Consider the following 20,667-nt stretch of genomic DNA (forward strand, 5'->3'; position numbering starts at 1 on the left):
TTCGGGTCACTCCAAGCACTAAACTTGGAGCAATGAACACTTAAAGACTATTAATCTTTGTTGCTCATCTGTGCCTTGATCAGGTCACCGATAGTAGCGGGCTGAACCTGCTCAGACTGCTTCTTGCTGTGATCCTTGATGGCTTGCTTCTCGTCGTCCTGATCTTTGGCTTTGATAGACAGGCTGATCACGCGGTTCTTGCGATCCACGCTGGTGATCTTAGCTTCTACTTCTTCGCCTTCTTTCAGAACGTTGCGAGCGTCTTCAACCTTGTCGCGGCTGATTTCAGAAGCACGCAGAATGCCTTCAACTTCATCCGCCAGGGTGATTACCGCTTGCTTAGCGTCTACTTCCTTCACGATACCATTGACGATGCTGCCGCGATCGCTAGTGGATACGTAGTCGGAGAACGGATCGGACTCCAGTTGCTTGATACCCAGGGAGATGCGCTCGCGCTCGGAATCAATGCCCAGGATAACAGTCTCGATTTCGTCGCCTTTCTTGAACTTGCGAACAGCTTCTTCGCCAGCTTCGTTCCAGGAGATATCGGACAGGTGAACCAGACCGTCGATGCTGCCGTCGAGACCGATGAAGATACCGAAGTCAGTGATGGACTTGATCTTACCGGAGATCTTGTCGCCCTTAGCGAATTTACGCGCGAAGGCATCCCACGGATTTTCCTGGCACTGCTTGATACCCAGGGAGATACGACGACGCTCTTCGTCGATATCCAGGATCATCACCTCTACCTCGTCGCCAACCTGGACAACTTTGGAGGGGTGGATGTTCTTGTTGGTCCAATCCATTTCGGAAACGTGTACCAGACCCTCGACACCTTCTTCCAGCTCGGCGAAGCAGCCGTAGTCGGTCAGGTTGGTTACAACCGCCTTCACGCGGCTGTTCTCTGGGTAACGCTGCTTGATGGATACCCAAGGATCTTCGCCCAGTTGCTTCAGGCCCAGGGATACACGGCTGCGCTCGCGGTCGAACTTCAGTACTTTTACTTCGATCTCGTCGCCAACGTTCACGATCTCGCTTGGGTGCTTGATGCGCTTCCAAGCCATATCGGTGATGTGCAGCAGGCCGTCGATACCGCCCAGATCTACGAAAGCACCGTAGTCGGTCAGGTTCTTAACGATACCCTTAATGCTCATGCCTTCTTGCAGGCTTTCCAGCAGCGCTTCACGCTCTTCAGAGGTTGCAGCTTCCATCACAGCGCGACGGGAAACCACTACGTTATTACGCTTGGCATCCAGCTTGATAACCTTGAACTCGAGCTCTTTACCTTCCAGGTGCGCGGTGTCGCGAACCGGGCGAACATCGACCAGAGAGCCGGGCAGGAATGCGCGGATATTGGCAACGTCGACAGTAAAGCCACCCTTAACCTTGCCGCTGATAACACCTTTAACCACTTCGTCAGCTGCGTGAGCTGCGTCGAGGATTTTCCAGGCTTCAGCACGCTTGGCTTTTTCACGGGACAGACGGGTTTCACCGAAACCGTCTTCTACAGCTTCCAGGGCAACCTGTACTTCGTCGCCCACCTGCAGCTCAACTTCGCCTTTATCGTTGGCGAACTGAGCAGCAGGGATAACGCCTTCAGACTTCAGGCCCGCGTGAACGGTTACCCAGTCTTTGTCTACGTCAATTACAACACCAGTAACAATAGCGCCCGGTGCCATTTCAACGCTTTTCAGGCTCTCTTCAAATAGATCAGCAAAGCTCTCGCTCATTACATTACCTATAGTGCTGGGTCCAGCCGTTGGTAACTGTTGAGTTTAGTCAACCGCCAGCCAAGACCCCAACCGCGATGCCAGAACGCGGGTCGGATTACAACAACGGCCGGGCAATTCTGGCAAAACCCGGCCGTTATCGTTAAAAACTATCTGCTGCTGACCTCTGTGGTTCAGGGCGCAATTCGCCTCTGCACCAGTGCCAGCACTTCGTTGAGAACCTCTTCAATCGTCACCCCAGTACTATCGAGCTCTACCGCATCTTTCGCAGGAGCCAGGGGTGAGGCTTTTCGGTTCATATCCTGTGCATCACGGGCACGGATGTCCTCCAGCAGGTCGCGGAGGCTAACAGAAACCCCCTTCTCCCGCAACTGAGCCTCGCGCCTTCTGGCGCGCTCTTCTGCACTGGCGGTCAAATAGACTTTGACTGGAGCATCGGGAAATACGGTCGTACCCATATCGCGGCCATCAGCAACCAATCCAGGCTGTAGTCGAAAATCACGCTGGCGCTGCAACAGTGCGGCGCGCACCCCAGGAATGGCAGCGACAGTAGAGGCCGCCATACTCACCCGCTCCATACGAATTTCATGGCTGACTTCGCGCCCTTCCAGCAGGACCTGCAGACAACCATCACTGATCAGAAAGCGAACATCCAGATCTCTGGCAACCTGGGTCAGAGAATCCTCATCGGCCAGATCCACCTCTTTTTCCAGGGCCGCCAAAGCTGCAGCCCGATAGAGAGCACCAGAATCCAAAAGAACAAAGCCCAGCCTATCCGCCAGCAACTTTGCGATAGTCCCCTTACCAGAACCACTGGGGCCATCAATTGTGACGACCGGTGGCAGCTTGTTCGTTTCATTCATAGTTTTGTACAACTCAACTTCATTGTAAGCCGCGCAAACCGGCCCCTCCTTAACTCATGCCTTAGGTCATGCCAACTGCAGATTTAGACCTGCACCGACGGCCAGCTCGGCAAAATTTGGAAAGGAGGTCGCCACATTAGCGCAGTGGAGGATGCGAATTGTATCCTTTGCGCGCAACGATGCCACCGCAAAAGCCATCGCAATACGATGATCCCCCAAACTATCCACAGTGCCGCCTGAAAATACAGCATCTTCAATAGAACCATCGATTACAATTCCATCCGCGGTAGGCTCCGCGCTCACCCCCAAGGCAGAAAGGCCGTTAGCCATCGCCTGAATACGATCACTCTCCTTCACACGCAACTCTTCGGCGCCGGTCAATACCGTCTGCCCCTGGGCACAAGCGGCAGCAATAAAAAGTGCGGGAAATTCATCGATAGCCAGTGGCACCTGATCCTCTGGAATGGCAATCCCCTTTAAAGGTGCATAGCGAACCCGAATATCCGCAACCGGCTCCCCCCCTACAGTACGCTTATTTAAAAGCTCAATATCGCCACCCATGGCTCGCAGGATATTAATAATCCCGTCGCGGGTGGGATTGATGCCCACATGCTCCAGCATCACATCGGCTCCCGGGGAAATAGCCGCAGCCACCATAAAGAAAGCCGCAGAGGAAATATCCGCCGGCACATCAATACGGCAAGCCTTAAGCCCCCCACTACCACGCAAGGTCGCACAGGCGCCATTTCGCTCCACCGCATAACCAAAGCCCTGCAGCATACGCTCGGTATGATCTCGAGTGGGGGCCGGTTCTTCGGTACTAGTCTCACCTTCTGCATAAAGGCCTGCAAGTAGTACCGCAGACTTCACCTGGGCACTTGCCATTGGCAACCGGTAATTGATCCCTGACAGAGGCTTGCCGCCTTTGATCAATAACGGCGGACGCCCCTCAGGGCCAGTCTCAATAGCCGCGCCCATCTCTCGCAATGGGTTGGCAACTCGATTCATAGGGCGCTTAGAGAGGGACTCATCGCCGGTTAGGGTAACGTCGAAGCCCTGCCCCGCCAGCAAACCAGCAAGCAGGCGCATAGAGGTTCCGGAGTTGCCCAGATATAGGGGGCCAGGCGGTGCCTTTAAGCCATGAAGTCCCACCCCGTGTATTGTCACTCGGCCCTTGTCCGGCCCCTCAATCACCACCCCCATATCGCGGAAAGCCTGCAGAGTAGCGAGGGCATCTTCCCCCTCGAGGAATCCCTCCACCTCTGTCACACCTTCAGCCAGGGAGCCCAGCATTATTGAACGGTGAGACATGGATTTATCTCCAGGAACACGGAGTTTGCCACTCACTGTGCCACCCGGCTGGGCAATAAAAGTTACTTCCTTAGCTTGCATAGGTTCTGAATACGCTTGTTTTGCCAACATTTTTGTAAAGTGATCCCGCGCCGCTTTAGCGCGGGTAAAAACCCCCATCAGCGCCGCGCTATCACCGGAGGAAATGGCACTGCGCAGTGAGGAGAGGTTGAGACTGTAGAGATCGATCGACTGTAAAATGGCATCCCGGTTGGCCAACATAATGTCCCGCCACATCACCGGGTCGCTGGAGGCAATACGGGTAAAATCGCGAAAACCTCCAGCAGCATAGCGAAAGATATTTTCATTCTCGGCGTCGTGGGCCAAGGTATCCACTAGGCTGAAGGCGATTACATGAGGTAGATGACTGGTTGCAGCCAGCACCTCATCATGCTCTTCTACCGACATTGTCAGCACCTCAGACCCTGCAGCCTGCCAAGCCTGAGCCACCAAGCGCAGGCGATCGACATCGGTATCAGGAGCTGGAGTGAGGATGACACGGTGATCGCGATAAAGGTCATCTCGTGCGGCACTAACCCCGCTCTTCTCAGAGCCTGCAATCGGGTGCCCTAGCACCAGGAAGTTCGGCACCCTGCCCCAGACCTTTTCCGCCGAGCGTTGCACACTTCCCTTAACACTGGCAGCATCGGTAACCGTTACACCTTCAGGCAGATTGTCCTTCAACTGCGCAAACACCGACTCCACCGCCAAGGTTGGCACAGCAATAAAAACCAGGTCTCCCTCCTCCAACAAGTCGAGCGCTTCCGGCAGACTGGTATAGGCACGATCGACCACGCCCAGCTTCTTTGCCTCTTCACAGACCTCCTCTTGGAGTGCGACACCGATCACCTCACGGCAGGCACCCGCCGCCTTTAGGGACAATGCGAAGCTACCACCAATAAGGCCGACACCAACCACCAATAAGCGACCTATATGAGACTTCTCCATCACAGAACACCGCGCGGGTAGGACCCGAGCACTTTCAGGTCCGAGGCACAGGCGCCAACCTCTTTGAGTGCCTCTGCAATATCATCTGTATTCCGGTGCCCTTTGAAATCTACGAAAAACACATAGGTCCAATTTCCAGACTGGGATGGGCGGGTTTCCACCCTGGTGAGATCGATTCCATAACGGCGAAATGGCTCTAGCAAATCGTGCAGCGCACCCGGCTCATTGCGCATAGAGACCATCAGGGAGGTTTTGTCATCGCCGCTGGCGGGCACCCGCTGGGTACCAATGATCAAGAAGCGCGTAGAGTTATCCGGACGGTCCTCGATTTTCTCAGAGAGCACTTTGAGACCATATAATTCGGCAGCCATATCTCCGGCGATTGCCGCTGCGTTCCACTCCCCTTTAACACGCCTGGCCGCATCCGCATTACTGGAAACCGCCACCCTCTCCACGTTCGGGTAATGTGCATCCAGCCATTTTCGGCACTGGGCCAGACTCTGAGCATGGGAGTAAATCCGCGTGATCGATTCAGGGCGGGTCACGTCAGAAATCATTAGATGATGGTGAATTCGCAGCTCCACCTCACCACAGATACTGAGGTTGGAGTTCATAAAGTTGTCCAGGGTATGATTAATCACACCCTCAGTGGAATTTTCCACGGGCACTACACCGTAATTTACGGCGCCGGCTTCCACCTCGCGAAAGACCTCATCAATGGCCGCCAGCGGACGACTCTGCGCAGAATTACCAAAATGCTTCAGGGCCGCCTGCTGGGTAAAGGTACCTTCTGGCCCGAGATAAGCCACTTTGACCGGCTCCTCCAAAGCAAGGCAGGCAGACATAATCTCACGAAACAGCCTTGCCATTTCTTCATCCGTCAGGGGGCCGTCATTGCGCTCCATGGCGCGACGCAGTACCTGCGCCTCACGCTCAGGACGATAGTAGAGCGCATCCTCACCTGTCGCTTTCTTTACTTCAGCCACTTCCAGTGCACAACTGGCTCGCTCGCTGATTAATCGCGCAATCTCTGAATCAATACTATCAATACGATTGCGCAGCTCCAGCAGGCGCTGGTCGCCTCCCACGGTTTCCTCTGTCATCCGCTTTCTACTTTCTCCTGAAGTTAATAATTGTCTGCTCTCTAGCCTTTGCGGGCTTCAAAGTCTGCCATAAAGGTCACTAACGCCTTCACCGCCTCAAAAGGCACAGCGTTGTAAAGGGATGCGCGCATGCCACCCACAGAGCGATGCCCCTTCAAACTCAACAGCCCAGCTGCTTCAGCCTCTTGTAAAAACGGTTTATCGAGGCGCTCATCGGCCAGCACAAATGGGACATTCATCCGCGAGCGACTGGACTTTTCTACCGGACTGGAAAAGAAATCGCTGCCATCGAGAAACTCATAGAGTAACGAGGATTTTTTAGCGGCCTGTTGGGCCATAGCTTCAACCCCGCCCTGCGCCTTAAGCCACTGGAAAACCAGACCGGAAAGGTACCAGGCAAATGTGGGCGGGGTGTTATCCATTGAACCGGCATCGGCTGCCACTTTCCAGCTCAAACTGCGCGGAATATCTTTCATCGCCCGATCCAGGAGATCATCGCGCACTAAAGCGACCGCAATTCCCGAGGGCCCGATATTTTTTTGCGCGCCGGCATAAATTACACCGAACTTCTCCACGTCGATCGGGCAGGAAAGGATATTTGATGACATATCCGCAACCAGAGGGCAGTCCACTTCTGGAACATAATCAAACTCGATACCGCCAATAGTCTCGTTGGGCGTGTAATGAAGATAGGCCGCACCCTCGCTCTGCTGCCAGCTATTCTGCGCTGGCACATAACTGAAATTGCGGTCCTCGCTAGAGGCAACCACATTCACATCACCATAGCGCCGGGCCTCTTTAATCGCTTTTGCGGCCCATTGTCCCGAGTGGATAAAATCTGCCTGCTTAGAGCCGGCGCCAAACAAGTTCCAGGGTATCGCGCTAAATTGCCCGGTAGCGCCCCCCTGCAGAAACAGCACCTTATAGTTATCTGGCACCTGGAGCAGATCGCGCAAGTCCTGCTCCGCGCGCTCAGCCACCTCAACAAATTCCGGCGAGCGGTGGCTAACTTCCATTACTGAACAACCCAGACCCCGCCAGTCCATCAGCTCCAGCTGTGCCTGCTGTAAGACCGGTTCCGGCAGAGCCGCTGGACCAGCGCAGAAATTGTATTTCCTCATGACCTGATTTCCACAAACTAAAAATGGTTTCAAATTCAACTAGATATGCCGACGCACAAAACACCATCTTGAGAGATGGATATCACGCTTTTAAGCATTTCTTAGGGTGCCAGAGGCAAGAAAGGCCGCGATAATCGCAGCCTTTCTGTTGGTAGTTTGGGGTGGGTCACTCGGCCCCACCGTTATCTTCACCCTCTTCTTCCGTCTCCTCGATGCGCCCGAGGCCCACGAGTTTTTCACCGCTCTTGAGTCGAATGACACGGACACCCTGGGTATTGCGCCCCAGCACCGAAACCTCATCGACTCGGGTGCGCACCAGAGTACCCTGATCAGAAATTAACATCATTTCCTCACCCGGGTGGACCTGACAGGCTCCGACCAGAGCGCCGTTACGCTCGCTTTCGGCGATTGCGATAACCCCCTGGGTACCTCGACCCTTGGTGGGGAACTCGCTGATCGCAGTGCGCTTACCGTAGCCGTTTTCAGTCGCCATCATCACGGAGCCTCCCTCTTCAGGGATTACCATGGCGATCACTTCCTGCCCCTCCTGCATGCGGATACCACGCACACCGCGAGACACGCGTCCCATAGAGCGCACATTGGCTTCGGAGAAGCGGGCTGCTTTACCAGCACTGGTGAGCAGCAACACATCGCGCTCACCATCGGTTACCGCTGTAGCGACGAGACGATCGCCCTCCTCCAGCTCAATTGCGCGCAAACCAACGCTGCGCGGACGGGCAAAGGCCGTCAGTGGAGTCTTCTTCACGGTGCCATTGGCGGTGGTGAAGAAAATAAAGTGATCCTCATCGTATTCAGACACTGGCATCAGACTACTAATGCGCTCACCCTCTTCGAGGGGCAGCATATTGACCACCGGGCGGCCACGAGAGGCGCGGCCAGCAGTCGGCACTTCATAGACTTTGAGCCAATACACCTTGCCCTTGTTAGAGAAGCACAAAATAGTGTCATGGGAGTTGGCGATCAGCAGGTGCTCGACGAAGTCTTCATCTTTCACCTGGGTGGCCGACTTACCCATACCACCACGACGCTGAGCTTGGTAATCGGTCAGAGGCTGGCTCTTGGCATAGCCACCGTGGGAAATGGTCACCACCTTGTCTTCCGGGGTGATCAGATCTTCTACGGTCAAATCCTGACGGGAGGCAACAATATCGGTGCGACGCTCATCACCAAAGTCTTTTGACAGCTGCTCCAGCTCCTCGCGAATCACTTCCATCAAGCGCTCAAAACTGCCGAGGATATGCAGATACTCGGCGATCTGCTCCAAGCGGTCCTGGTATTCCGCCAGCAGTTTGTCGTGCTCCATACCAGTGAGGCGGTGCAGGCGCAGTTCGAGAATGGCCTGAGCCTGAGCTGGGGACAGATAGTAAGCGTTATCGCGCAGGCCAAACTCTTTAGGCAGGTCATCTGGGCGGCAGGCATCGGCGCCAGCGCGCTCCAGGAACTGCTGTACGTTACCCACCGGCCAACCCTTGGCTAGCAGCGCCTCACGGGCTTCCGCCGGCGTTGCGGAGGATTTAATCAGTTCAATGACCGGATCAATATTGGCAATAGCAATAGCCAAGCCTTCTAGAATGTGGCCGCGCTCGCGTGCTTTACGCAGCAGGTAAACGGTACGGCGGGTAACCACTTCCTGGCGGTGACGTACAAAGTGCTCAAGCAACTCTTTCAGGTTCAGCACCTTGGGCTGGCCATCAACCAGAGCTACCATATTGATGCCGAACACGCTCTCCAGCTGGGTCTGGGAATAGAGGTTATTCAGGACCACATCACCCAGCTCACCGCGCTTAAGCTCAATCACTACACGCAAGCCGTCTTTATCGGATTCATCGCGCAGCTCAGAGATACCCTCAATCTTCTTCTCTTTCACCAGCTCGGCAATTCGCTCGATCAGGCGCGCTTTGTTCAGCTGGAAGGGAATCTCAGTAATGATGATCGTTTCGCGATTGCTCTTGTCATCGCGAACAACGTCCGCCTTGGCGCGCACATAGATGCGTCCGCGACCAGTGCGGTAGGCTAGCAAGATACCGGCACGGCCATTAATGGTTGCGCCAGTGGGGAAGTCCGGCCCGGGAATATGCTCCATCAAGTCGTCAACAGACAGCTCAGGGTTAGCAATCAGCGCCAGGCAGGCATTAACAACTTCCCCCAAATTGTGAGGAGGAATATTGGTGGCCATGCCCACAGCAATACCGGAGGAACCGTTTACCAGCAGGTTCGGTACTCGGGAAGGCAGTACCTCCGGCATCTGCTCGGAGCCATCGTAGTTGTCGACAAAATTGACCGTTTCTTTATCGAGGTCGGATAGCAGCTCGTGGGCAAGCTTATCCATGCGAATTTCGGTATAACGCATGGCGGCCGGGCTATCACCGTCGATAGAACCGAAGTTACCCTGGCCATCCACCAGTGTGTAGCGCATAGAGAACGGCTGAGCCATACGCACAATGGTGTCGTAGACCGCGGTATCTCCATGCGGGTGATATTTACCAATCACATCGCCAACGACACGCGCTGACTTTTTATAAGGTTTGTTCCAGTCGTTTTTAAGCTCGCTCATAGCGAAGAGCACACGACGGTGTACCGGCTTGAGACCATCGCGTACATCCGGCAGTGCGCGCCCGACGATCACGCTCATGGCGTAGTCGAGATAAGACTGCTTTAGTTCTTCTTCGATATTAATCGGAGAGATTTCTTTGGCTAATTCGCCCATGGCTTACGGCGTTCCTTTTATAGCGCGGGCATGGATACTGAGCCCGGATAAGCGGGCGATTCTAGCACAGTTTGACGCCTTTGGATGGCAGTCCCCACGCACTTCCGAGCCTCACCTACAGCTGTTGCTGTGGGCAGACTCTGCCGCTAAAGTAAATCCCTATCTTAACCGTCGCCACTTACCTCCCATGCCCCAAGCAATAGATACCCTGATTCATGCGCGCTGGATTATTCCGGTAGTCCCCGAACAAAAAGTGTACGAGAACTGCTCACTCGCTGTTGAAGGCGGACAAATTACCGCTCTGCTGCCATCGGCAGAAGCCAAGATACGCTTTAAAGCAAAGCGGGAAGTAGAACTTGGACATCACGCCCTGATTCCCGGACTGATCAATACTCACAATCACGCGCCCATGACACTATTGCGGGGTTATGCTGATGACCGCCCCCTCAAGGAGTGGCTGGAGAAACATATCTGGCCAGCGGAACAACGCTGGGTGGGGCCGGAGTTTGTCGCAGATGGCAGCCGCCACGCTATTGCTGAAATGTTGCGCTCGGGCACTACCACCTTCTCAGATCAGTACTTCTACCCAGAAGCCGTAGCAATCGCCGCTCGGGAAACCGGCATCCGCGCTCATATCGCCTTCCCGATATTAGACGCACCCACCCCCTGGAGCCGCCACGCCGAAGAGGCCTTGCACAAAGGCTTGGCACTGCGCGACGACTACCGCGCCCATGAACGCATTGAAGTGATGTTTGCACCACACGCCCCTTATACAGTTGGCGATCAGACCCTGGAAAAAATCGCCGTGTGTTCCGCCGAGGCGCAAATTCCCGTGCAGATCCATCTGCATGAGACTTACCAAGAAGTGGAAACTGCGTTGAAACAAAATGGTGAACGCCCCACCGAACGACTACAGCGGCTAGGCCTAATGAGCCCACAAACGCTCTGTGTGCACATGGTAGCAACCAATGAACGGGACATAGAGTTGTTAAAAACCAGTGGTGCGCATGTGGCCCATTGCCCATCCTCCAACCTCAAACTGGCCTCCGGCTTCTGCCCCACGGTCGAGATACTCGACGCCGGTATCAATGTATCACTGGGCACCGATGGAGCCGCGAGTAACAATAGTCAGGACCTTTTTGCCGAGGCCAGTACCGCCGCCCTGCTCGCCAAAGCCGTAAGCGGCAAGGCCACTGCGCTTCCCGCTCACCAGGCACTGGCGATGGCCACCATCAATGGTGCCCGCGCCCTGGGAATTGAAGAGAAGACTGGCAGCCTGGAAATCGGCAAGAGCGCCGATATTGCCGCGATCGATCTATCCGGCCTCGAACAGCAACCAGTGCATGACCCTGTATCACAGTTAATTTATGCCAGCGGTGGGCACAATGTCAGCGATGTCTGGGTTGCCGGCAAACAACTGCTGGAGGAACGCCAGCTGTTGACCTTGAATGAAGCAGAGGTAATCCAGCGGGCGCAATTATGGCGTGATAGAATCGCCGGCCATTCACGCTAGGCGTAATTGGTTACGGTAATTCAACTGCTATAAGCAGCCAGCAATTAACGATTAACCGGGCAATTAAATTGACTCTCTTCGTCATTTATTGCCGCCCGTGAAGTACGGAAGTAGTCATTCGACCTCCTCGTATTCGCGGACTAGGACCGGCTAATAGCCGGCGACAGCACCTCAGTGCTGAACTAACCCGGCACAAATTTATTTGCGGGTTGATAGCGACGGAGTATGCAGAGAATTTCATGAGTAATGTAGATCCCGCGGAAATCGCCAAATTCGAACAACTCGCCAGCCGCTGGTGGGACAAAGAAGGTGAATTTAAACCCCTTCACGAAATTAACCCATTGCGTGCTAATTATATCGATAGATACGCCTCGGTGGCTGGTAAAAAACTGTTGGATGTCGGTTGTGGCGGTGGCATTCTAGCCGAGGCAATGGCTCAGCGAGGCGCGACGGTAACCGGTATTGATATGGGCGAAGCCCCTCTCAATGTCGCCAAGCTACACGCCCTGGAAAGTGGCGTATCGGTAGATTATCGACGTATTACAGTGGAAGCACTTGCCGAGGAAGCCCCTGGAAGTTACGACGTTGTCACCTGCCTGGAAATGCTCGAGCATGTACCCGATCCTGCCTCGGTAATCCGCGCCTGTGCCAACTTGGTCAAACCCGGCGGGCACCTGTTTTTTTCGACGATCAACCGCACCCCTAAAGGCTGGCTTTTCGGGGTGGTGGGAGCGGAATATATCCTACGCTTACTACCCAAAGGTACCCACGAATACAGCAAATTTATTCGACCTTCGGAAATGGGTGCCTGGCTGCGCGAGGCGGATCTGGAGTTACGCGATATCACCGGCATGACCTACAACCCGGTAACCCGCACCTATAAACTGAACCCCCGCGACGTCGACGTCAATTACCTGATGTATGCCAGCAAACCCGAATAAGCGAACCATAGAATGAAAGCAGTTTTATTTGATCTGGATGGCACACTCCTCGACACCGCACCAGACTTTATTGTCGTACTCAATCAGTTGCGCCACCAGGAGCAACTCCCTCCCCTGCCCGATCAGGTTATCCGTGGCACAGTCTCTAGCGGCTCGCGAGCACTGGTCACTCTGGGGTTTGGCAAGCAGGAAGGCGATCCTGAATTTTCCAGCCTTTTGCAGCGCCTACTGGATCTTTACCTGGCACACCTCGCAGAGCAGACCGTACCTTTTCCCGGCATAGAGCCATTGCTTGATACGCTGGCACAAAATGAAATCCCCTGGGGTATCGTTACCAACAAGCCCGAAGCGTTTACTGTGCCCCTTATGCGAGCATTCGAATACCTGCCGCCAGCCTCCACTGTGATTTGCCCGGATCATGTGAGCAAGTCCAAGCCGGACCCTGAAGCCATACTGCTCGCCTGCAGTAAAATAGGCTGCACTCCAGCAGATGCCGTTTATATAGGAGATCATCAGCGAGATATCATTGCCGGCCAGCGTGCGGGCATGCCCACCATTGCGTGCGCATACGGGTATATTGATGCCTCCGATGATCCCGCTAACTGGGGTGCCGATCACCTGGTCAGCTCAGTGGATGAAATCTGGCCCCTACTCCAGCAACATTATATTTAACCTTCGAAACCATGCCCGGCCCGATGCTGGGCGCCAGCATCAGGATGTTTCATGTCTGAATATGCCGGCGACTATGTCGCTCCATCAAACCTACTAAAAGATAAAATCATACTTGTTACCGGCGCTGGTGACGGTATTGGCAAGGTTGCAGCAAAGACTTTCGCCGCACACGGAGCCACTGTAATCTTACTGGGACGCACCACTCCAAAACTCGAAATGGTCTATGACGAGATTGAGGCCGCAGGAGGACCGCAGCCGGCCATTTTCCCAATGGACCTCAATGAAGCCAAAATAGAGCACTTTGAAAGTTTTGCCGAGGCCATTGAACAGGAGTTTGGCCGTCTCGATGGGCTACTTCACAATGCCAGCCTCCTCGGGCAGCGCACCCCTCTGGCAAATTACAATTTCTCCGCCTGGCAACAGGTTATGCAGGTCAATGTTAATGCCGTATTTGGACTCACCAAAACACTACTGCCATTACTAGAAAAATCCGAAGCCGGTTCAGTGGTATTCACCAGTTCCAGCGTAGGCCTAAAGGGAAGGGCTTATTGGGGTGCCTACTCTGTATCAAAGTTCGCAACGGAAGGCCTTATGCAGGTGTTGGCCGATGAGTTGGATGGCGTATCCAATGTACGGGTGAATAGCCTCAACCCAGGCGCAACTCGCACCCCAATGCGTGCAACAGCCTATCCGGCAGAAAACCCCAAGTCTGTGGCGGCACCAGAAGAAATTATGCCCACCTACCTCTACTTAATGGGCGATGACAGCCGTAGTCAAAGCGGCAAACACTTTAGCGCTCAAAAACGCTGAGCCCATGTAAACAGTAAAAAACCGGGTAAAACCCGGTTTTTTACTAAGAAGGATACCCTTGCATTACTTACTTGGGGATTTCTCTCCCAATGAATCTCTCTGCCCGACACCCTTATCGGTTGCCGCATGCTCAGGCACATCCGCAAAGATATCCCCTTCAAATTCCAACATCTCACTGCCATCGAGCATTTCACCCTTCCGAGCACCATTTACAGAAAAGTTTTGCTCTATGTTTTTACCCTGCTGTTCCTGAGACAGAGTAACCACGCTCGTCGCGGCAAAGGCCTCCCCTGCAAAAGAGAGTTGCAACCCCTCCAAACTGAGACAGCCTAGTGTGGCCAATAAAACTGCGGGAGTGATAAGACTTTTCATTTTTCCGCCCCTTGATAGTTTTTGCCTATATTTTTAACCCAGCTAATAGCTAAGCACTCGAAAATCCCCTAAGACAAGGCTGCTATTACGGACGAGCCCACCTAAACAATGAAGAGCGTCAGGATGGCCCGTCTTAATCGAGGGTATTTTTCCATGTAGGTTCCACTAAAAGCGTGCTGAGACGCACAAATCCAATTGTCCATCGTCAACTGCTCCGGCAAAATAAAGCCAACAACCGGCAAAAACGTAATAAATAGTCATGACTCGAATTTTTATAATCTCCCTTCTAGCAATCCTTACCCCCAATGTTTATGCAGATTCACTAGGAAAGCAGCTCAAGCACTGCTCTAAAGTGACGTCCAATACAGACCGATTGGCCTGCTACGATAAGCTCAGCAGCTCCATTGAGAAGCGAGCCGAACAAGATTTTGGCCAGGAGTTGAAGCAAATCAAAGAAGCTCCAGAGTCTATTGAGGCAAGAATCGCTGAGATTCAAGAGGGCGCCCACAATAAAAAGATTGTCATTCTGGAGAACGGCCAGATCTGGAAGCAAAATGATACAGGGCGCGTATTCTGGAAGGCCGGCGATCTCGTTACTGTAGAACGCGCGATGCTTGGATCCTTTTTTATGAAACCCGCTGACGGCGGAAAAAAGATGCGAGTTAAGCGCCTAAAATAATTTATCTTTTACTAACTGGGCGTTTGCTACGCCCAGCCCCTCCCCAAAAAACCCATCAGTCAGCCTTTATTGGGCGCAAAATTCAACTTTCATCTATCGTTAAGGTGAAAAGGGCGCCAAGAGCGCCTGGAGAGACTGAACAAAGCATATCGTTCACGCAGTCAACAGAAGGTTTAAGCACTTGTCCCGAGAAAACTTTTACTCAAGGGATGAAGACTGGCTGAAGGATACAGACAACGCCCTCTCCGATTCCTGCTCCAATGCGGAAAATCGCGGTCAGGCAGAAGATGCCGAACCCGATATCGAAGAGATCCATTCAGTTGGGGAATCGCTCAGCGAAAGTGGCAGCACCCCAATGCAAAGCTATCTCAAGCACCTATACAGACTTGAGCTGCTTACCCCCGAGGAGGAACACAGTACCACCTGCCTACTGCGGGATCTCGAAGATACCCTGATTGAGAAATTACAGCAGTGCGGAACCGAGCTTGTGCAATTGCGTAGTGAAGGCGTGGAGCAGCGGGGCAGTACCGGTGCCTATGACCACGGCCTGATAATTGCTCGCACGGAGATGTTACTGTCACTCGAAGAACTCACCCGACGGGAAAGAAGCAAACTCGGTGGGCTTCTGAGACGCTTTCAGGAGCAAAGAAAAAAGCTGATTCAGTGCAATTTACGCCTGGTAATCGCTATTGCCAAGCGCTTTCGCAATCCCTCAATCCCTTTTATTGATCTGATTCAGGAGGGGAACGTCGGCTTGATGAAAGCAATAGAGCGCTTCAAGCCGCAAATGGGCTACCGATTTTCAACCTACGCCTACTGGTGGATTCAGCAGGAAATACAACTGGCTATGCGACGCAATGAAGATTTGGTTCGCCAGCCAGCCAATGTGCAGGATGACTTACGCACAATTTACCGTGCTATCGGCGAGGTACGCGCGTTAGGCCAGCCCGCATCCGATGAAAATCTGGCTAGACACACGGGGCTTGACCTGGAGCGAATTCAAAGCTTGCTCAAACTACCCGGCCCAACAGGCTCACTGGACGACCCTGTCGCAGACGACCAGAGCAGTACCCGCTTGGATTACGCTCCCGCCGACGAACTTTACAATACCGATGAATTGGTCACCAACCAAGAGCTGGCAGAGCGACTACGCGAAGCTGTCGACCGCCTGCCAGCTAGGCAAAGGACGGTATTGAACCTGCGCTATGGACTGATTTCAGACAAGGATTGCTCTTTCAGAGTTATCGGCGAACAGCTTGGGCTCAGTCAGGAACGCGCCCGCCAACTGCACTCCGATGCCATTCGTCAACTGAAACGTCAGTGGCGATAACCGTCCAAAAACTCCGCGGCCTGGGGCTGATCTCAGCCCCAGCCAAACTTGAGGAAGCCGGTGGCGGTCGATAGGTAGCGTGCTTGCCTTCAATCACTTTCCCACTAGTCTTAGTTACAGCTCTTGCAACTATGATCCTCACAACCCATGCGTAAATATTCCAAAAATGGTGTAAGCGGCAACACAGCATTGGGCTGTACACTTTTGCTCGCCTGGATTCTCCCCGGAGCCCCTGCCACTATCGCCGAGCAGGAAATTATTATCAGCGCAGGAAAGGGGCTAGGAAATGTCCTGATGCAGAGAGACTCGATTTCAGCCGCCAAAGTAGGCGGTATCAACTATTCCTACCTGTTCACCTCTTTCAACAATGCCAATAATTCCTGGCAGTGGTGGGGGCAAGGCAGTTATTCCTATATTCGCCTGGAACACCTCAATAAAACCCAGCAGCAAAATATTCTAGAAATCAAACCGGTGCTGCGTTGGTATCCGCGCAGTGAACCCCTCGGTAGCTTTGGCGAGGCGGGTGTCGGCGCTTCTTATTTAAGCCAGCAGGAGTTTGGTGATATTCGACTCAGCACCAAGGTAAATTTTGCCTTACATTTTGCTCTGGGCTATCGCTTCAGTAGCGGCCATACACTATCGCTGCGCTATAGCCACTTTTCCAATGCCTATACGAATATCCCCAATCCCGGTTTCGATTTTGCCTCATTTAATGGGCACTTTAATTTTTAATCAGCCTCTGCCTAGCTGGAAGAACCAACTAAATCCCGATAGATATTTATGGTCTTTTTAACGATTTCTTCATGAAAAAAACCATTTAACTCCACTTTATCCCGCCGCTCCATTAAAGCCAGCCCCACATCACATAAAGCTTGTGAACCTCCCCGCTCAACGACTCCCCTGGGGAAGCAGCCCTCCAGCACCTCTCCAGCACAAGTATCTTTATAGGCAACCACAGAGCACCCCATCGCCAAAGCCTGCATAGCACTTTGGCCGCTAGGCTCACCAGGGCTGGCCAAACTGAAAGTCAATTGCGAGGAGGCATATAGCTCCCGTAAATCCTTTCTCTCTCCCAGAAAAAGTACTTTCCCTTCCAGCCCCAACTCTTGAGCCAGTTGCTCCAACTTGCGGATATGGTGTAAATCACCACCCTTTGATGCCCCTACCACCAACCCCAATAAATCCTCCCGGCTAGTTACGGCCCGCGCCAGAGCGTGCAAAAACACCTTCAGCTCACCCTTTTCAGACAAGGGGCCCGAATACAGCCACCAATTTTTTCCCTCCAGTTGCGGATAGCTATTCAGGAAACGCAGATGCCATTGGCCTGATACAGGTTTACTGCGATCGAACTCCCGAGAGCTAATGCCCCAGTGCACGATATGGGTAGGATTAACCAATTTTTCCCCAAGATGCGCTTTCAGGTGGCTGGCAATTCCATCGGATGATGCGATCACACATGGCCCGGAAACCAACCCTACATCCCTTCGACTGGGCGAATAATAACCATCGACATGAGTGACCAAACTGGGGCGTGTATTGACATCCATACCATCCCAAGCTCGCCAGACCACCTGGGCGGTTAAACGCCCATGGACATGGACCACATCGGCATTTAAATTCTGTAGGACACTGCGTAAGCGGCGCACAAGGGCCATAGCCCAAAAAGGCTTCTTGTTCAAAGGCAATGGGATATGTTGGACATCATGCAGTTCGAGGCGCGCCACCAAGGCCCCCCCGGCTGAGATCACAATTGGTTTTGCGTCCTGCCGAGCCAACTCCTGAATGAAATCCAGCGCAGCCTTACCTCTATCTCCAGGCTCCAATTCAGGCCAGATTTGTACAATTCTCAAAACATCTACCGCAAAAGTGGAACAAAGAGAGTATTTTGACCCTCACAGAAGTAATTTCCCAGTAGATTCCACACAGATTTGCAACAAACCCCTCTGGCAAGGCCAATTTACCTGCGCAGTCACTTGGTATCAGACGGGCTTCTCGAGTGCTAACATGATTCGCCTCAACACATTCAGGGAAAAGTAATGTTCCAACGCTACTTCACACGGTCAATCGCTCTTGTTCTTATATTATTTGTTGGCACAGCCTCTGCAGCCGAAACAGATCAAGGTATTTTCTGGAAAGCCACCAAGGAGGATAAAACTGTCTACCTGCTGGGATCTATCCACCTGGCCACAGAAGACTATTACCCAATGCGCTCCCAGATAGAGCGTGCCTATGCCCAAAGTGATGCCGTTGCTGTTGAAGCTGATATCCTCGCCGCCGAAAGCGATATGTTGATACAGCAGAAAATTATGATGGAGTCTGTTTATCAGGGAGAACGCAGCCTGCGTGATGACCTCCCCGCAGATTTGTACAAGAAATTACAAGCCTGGATGCACAAACGCAACATGCCGGAGGCTATGTTTATTCGCCAGCGCCCAGCCATCGCCATGATTTCCATGAGTATGATCGAAATGCAGGCCCAGGGGCTCAACCCGGAACTGGGTATCGATCGCCACTTCCTAAGTAAGGCTAAAAAGGACGGTAAACCGGTATTGGAGCTGGAGGGGGTTCTACAGCAATTCCAACTATTAAATGGCCTGGATAATCCCGCCCTTTTACTCCAGCAGACGCTTGAGCAGCTGGAAGATATCTCTACCTTTTTGCCAAAGCTCACCAGTGCATGGAAAGCCGGAGACGACAAAGCTCTCAATCACCTGATTATTCTCGATGGCCTTGAAGAAAGTCCCGAGTATCAGCCGCTTTATGAAAAATTATTTTTTCAGCGCAATGAGAAAATGGCGAACAAAATAATCTTAAAAGCGCCGAAGTATCAGAAACTCTTTGTGGTTGTCGGCGCCGGCCATTTAGTCGGCCAAGGCAGCATTGCTGAGCTGATGAAGCAAAAAGGCTATAAGCTGGAGCGCATCTAAACTTTCACTTATCAGGAAAACAATTGAGCTGTAACCTGCTTCATTTCCACCCAAGAAACACTTGCACAAGTATACACAGCTGCAGGTGTTTCACGGACTTACTTAAGTACACCCATCCCTTACTCGACCATACCCCAAGACCTTCTCTTTATAAGTAAACCCTACCCCAGAAAACCGAAAAATCATCAAACCTACTTGCTAAACTGCAACAATACGCAGCTAAAGATACAGCCGCCTCTAAGGACACTGCATGAAATACTACGCCCTGTATTTCGCCCTAACCTGTGTACTTTTATCTCCCTTCGCCACTGCTGATAAGGCCAAAACTGAAGGGGGACTAAAAATTACGTCCAAGGATGAAAATTTTTCTGCAGAACTCGGCGGCCGCATTCACTTTGACACATATTTTTTTGACAAAGATAAAAACTACTATGACACCATCTTGTTTGATACAGAACTTGAAGAACCCGTAAACACTACAGATTTTCGTCGAGTACGACTAAAAATGCGGGGAAAATTGTGGAAATGGGAATACGAACTGGAAAGAGACTTTGCCTCCTCTGGAACTGGAGGATTAAGGACTGTATACCTGGGCACTAAAGTCTTTGATGGAAGCCTCCGCATAGGAAATTTTAAACCCAGCCGTTCGATGAACCAACTCACTTCCTCCAATCAAATCACCATGATGGAGAGATCCTTTGCCTCATCCGCTGGTATTTACGACAACCGCGGCAGGCAACAGGGAATTGGCTGGCATACCCATTGGTGCTGTCATACCTATGGGGTCACCCTTTTTAATCTGCGCAACCCCGGTGATCCACGCAACGAGGGTATTGGTGCCGCCACCCGATTTACCTGGGCCCCAATCAGTAACTTCGACAGTACTGTACATCTGGGCGCTTCATTCAGCTATGAAGACGCCAATGAAGACACGCCACCGCGCGAGGCACTAGTCGAATACGCAGGGCGTCGCGGCCCAGAACAACTGGTTGCACTGAGCCCCGGTGGTGGTGAATTTTTCTTCGGTGATTTTGGCGATGATGAATTTTATCAGGGCGACCCCGGTGGAGATGTGTGGATTCTAGGATTAGAACTCGCTGGTGCCTATGGGCCTTTTTACGCCCAGTCTGAATACGCTTTTGGGAATTTTTCCGGAGATTTCTATTTATCCGAATTTACATTTTTTGAGTTCTTTGGTGCGCCGCCTCGTTTTTTTTGTGACCCATATACCGGTTGTTTTATCGGAGACCAAGATGTACGCACTTGGTATATCGTGGGAAGTTGGGCGATCACTGGTCAGCACAAACCCTATGATGAGAAAAATGGAGTTTTCAGATCTATCAAACCTACTCCACCAGAGAGCGCCTTCGAGATTACTGCACGCTACGATACCATCGAAAACCGGGATATTCCCGGCATGAAGGTAAGTAATTTTGTTTTTGGGTTTAATTACTATTTTAATCCCAAAGTGCGCCTGATGCTGAACGTGACTCTCGGGGATGATAAATTTACCGGCGATCAAACCAAGCAGCTTGCTATTCGTATGCAGGGATTCTGGTAAGCGGAACAACCCCGGTGGA

The 20,667-nt window shown here is 52.5% G+C and carries 17 protein-coding genes; 9 read left to right on the forward strand and 8 right to left on the reverse strand.

The genetic code is table 11. The features are described 5' to 3' along the window. Nucleotides 1–50 precede the first annotated feature (50 nt). The 6 genes from rpsA to gyrA all read right to left on the reverse strand — a co-directional run bounded on the left by rpsA (nucleotide 51) and on the right by gyrA (nucleotide 9,843). A complete protein-coding gene (gene rpsA, locus ACJJIC_RS17035) occupies nucleotides 51–1,730 on the reverse strand; it encodes a 30S ribosomal protein S1 (protein WP_252082377.1) in 1,680 nt (559 codons plus the stop codon). Between the two features lie 173 nt (nucleotides 1,731–1,903). Continuing rightward, nucleotides 1,904–2,593 (reverse strand): (d)CMP kinase, encoded by a 690-nt coding sequence (gene cmk / locus ACJJIC_RS17040; RefSeq protein WP_444909159.1) that lies wholly within the window; start codon nucleotides 2,591–2,593, stop codon nucleotides 1,904–1,906. A gap of 66 nt (nucleotides 2,594–2,659) precedes the next feature. Continuing rightward, complete coding sequence (locus ACJJIC_RS17045; protein WP_445357490.1) at nucleotides 2,660–4,891, reverse strand: bifunctional prephenate dehydrogenase/3-phosphoshikimate 1-carboxyvinyltransferase; 2,232 nt, start codon at nucleotides 4,889–4,891, stop codon at nucleotides 2,660–2,662. Further along, complete coding sequence (gene pheA / locus ACJJIC_RS17050; protein ID WP_252082383.1) at nucleotides 4,891–5,994, reverse strand: prephenate dehydratase; 1,104 nt, start codon at nucleotides 5,992–5,994, stop codon at nucleotides 4,891–4,893. Before pheA ends, ACJJIC_RS17045 begins: the two co-directional genes overlap by 1 nt. 41 nt (nucleotides 5,995–6,035) lie before the next feature. Beyond that, a complete protein-coding gene (gene serC / locus ACJJIC_RS17055) occupies nucleotides 6,036–7,115 on the reverse strand; it encodes a 3-phosphoserine/phosphohydroxythreonine transaminase (protein WP_444909157.1) in 1,080 nt (359 codons plus the stop codon). A gap of 166 nt (nucleotides 7,116–7,281) precedes the next feature. After that, entirely contained in the window at nucleotides 7,282–9,843 is a 2,562-nt protein-coding gene (gene gyrA, locus ACJJIC_RS17060; RefSeq protein WP_252082387.1) for a DNA gyrase subunit A, read from the reverse strand. 187 nt (nucleotides 9,844–10,030) lie between these two features. Here gyrA and ACJJIC_RS17065 point away from each other — a divergent pair, with 187 nt between their 5' ends. The 4 genes from ACJJIC_RS17065 (at nucleotide 10,031) to ACJJIC_RS17080 (ending at nucleotide 13,779) form a co-directional block, all read left to right on the forward strand. After that, the gene (locus tag ACJJIC_RS17065; RefSeq protein ID WP_444911006.1) at nucleotides 10,031–11,356 is read left to right on the forward strand and encodes a TRZ/ATZ family hydrolase; all 1,326 of its coding nucleotides are present in this window, start codon (nucleotides 10,031–10,033) and stop codon (nucleotides 11,354–11,356) included. Nucleotides 11,357–11,595: 239 nt separating this feature from the next. After that, nucleotides 11,596–12,297: a bifunctional 2-polyprenyl-6-hydroxyphenol methylase/3-demethylubiquinol 3-O-methyltransferase UbiG gene (ubiG, locus tag ACJJIC_RS17070; protein WP_252082389.1), complete on the forward strand. Its 702-nt coding sequence runs from the start codon at nucleotides 11,596–11,598 to the stop codon at nucleotides 12,295–12,297. Between the two features lie 12 nt (nucleotides 12,298–12,309). Beyond that, nucleotides 12,310–12,969, forward strand: coding sequence for an HAD family hydrolase (locus ACJJIC_RS17075; protein WP_444884291.1), 660 nt, complete (start codon nucleotides 12,310–12,312; stop codon nucleotides 12,967–12,969). Nucleotides 12,970–13,020: 51 nt separating this feature from the next. After that, complete coding sequence (locus tag ACJJIC_RS17080; protein WP_444889836.1) at nucleotides 13,021–13,779, forward strand: YciK family oxidoreductase; 759 nt, start codon at nucleotides 13,021–13,023, stop codon at nucleotides 13,777–13,779. A 63-nt stretch (nucleotides 13,780–13,842) separates the two neighbouring features. Here ACJJIC_RS17080 and ACJJIC_RS17085 read toward each other — a convergent pair whose 3' ends face one another. Beyond that, nucleotides 13,843–14,151 carry a hypothetical protein gene (locus ACJJIC_RS17085; protein ID WP_444909156.1) on the reverse strand — a complete coding sequence of 103 codons (309 nt, stop codon included), beginning with the start codon at nucleotides 14,149–14,151 and terminating at the stop codon, nucleotides 13,843–13,845. A gap of 259 nt (nucleotides 14,152–14,410) precedes the next feature. Here ACJJIC_RS17085 and ACJJIC_RS17090 point away from each other — a divergent pair, with 259 nt between their 5' ends. The 3 genes from ACJJIC_RS17090 (at nucleotide 14,411) to ACJJIC_RS17100 (ending at nucleotide 16,892) form a co-directional block, all read left to right on the forward strand. Then, nucleotides 14,411–14,830, forward strand: a complete 420-nt coding sequence (locus ACJJIC_RS17090; protein ID WP_444909155.1) for a hypothetical protein — start codon at nucleotides 14,411–14,413, stop codon at nucleotides 14,828–14,830. Between the two features lie 181 nt (nucleotides 14,831–15,011). Continuing rightward, the gene (locus ACJJIC_RS17095) at nucleotides 15,012–16,160 is read left to right on the forward strand and encodes a sigma-70 family RNA polymerase sigma factor (RefSeq protein ID WP_444909154.1); all 1,149 of its coding nucleotides are present in this window, start codon (nucleotides 15,012–15,014) and stop codon (nucleotides 16,158–16,160) included. Nucleotides 16,161–16,307: 147 nt separating this feature from the next. After that, nucleotides 16,308–16,892: an acyloxyacyl hydrolase gene (locus tag ACJJIC_RS17100; protein WP_252082397.1), complete on the forward strand. Its 585-nt coding sequence runs from the start codon at nucleotides 16,308–16,310 to the stop codon at nucleotides 16,890–16,892. An 11-nt stretch (nucleotides 16,893–16,903) separates the two neighbouring features. Here ACJJIC_RS17100 and ACJJIC_RS17105 read toward each other — a convergent pair whose 3' ends face one another. After that, nucleotides 16,904–18,010, reverse strand: coding sequence for a glycosyltransferase (locus ACJJIC_RS17105; RefSeq protein ID WP_444909152.1), 1,107 nt, complete (start codon nucleotides 18,008–18,010; stop codon nucleotides 16,904–16,906). Nucleotides 18,011–18,196: 186 nt separating this feature from the next. Here ACJJIC_RS17105 and ACJJIC_RS17110 point away from each other — a divergent pair, with 186 nt between their 5' ends. Together ACJJIC_RS17110 and ACJJIC_RS17115 are read left to right on the forward strand one after the other, a co-directional pair. Continuing rightward, nucleotides 18,197–19,087 carry a TraB/GumN family protein gene (locus ACJJIC_RS17110; protein ID WP_444902734.1) on the forward strand — a complete coding sequence of 297 codons (891 nt, stop codon included), beginning with the start codon at nucleotides 18,197–18,199 and terminating at the stop codon, nucleotides 19,085–19,087. A 250-nt stretch (nucleotides 19,088–19,337) separates the two neighbouring features. Continuing rightward, a complete protein-coding gene (locus tag ACJJIC_RS17115) occupies nucleotides 19,338–20,648 on the forward strand; it encodes an OprO/OprP family phosphate-selective porin (RefSeq protein ID WP_444884284.1) in 1,311 nt (436 codons plus the stop codon). Nucleotides 20,649–20,667 lie beyond the last annotated feature (19 nt).

The organism is Microbulbifer mixtoriginis (SeqCode), from assembly GCF_052468275.1.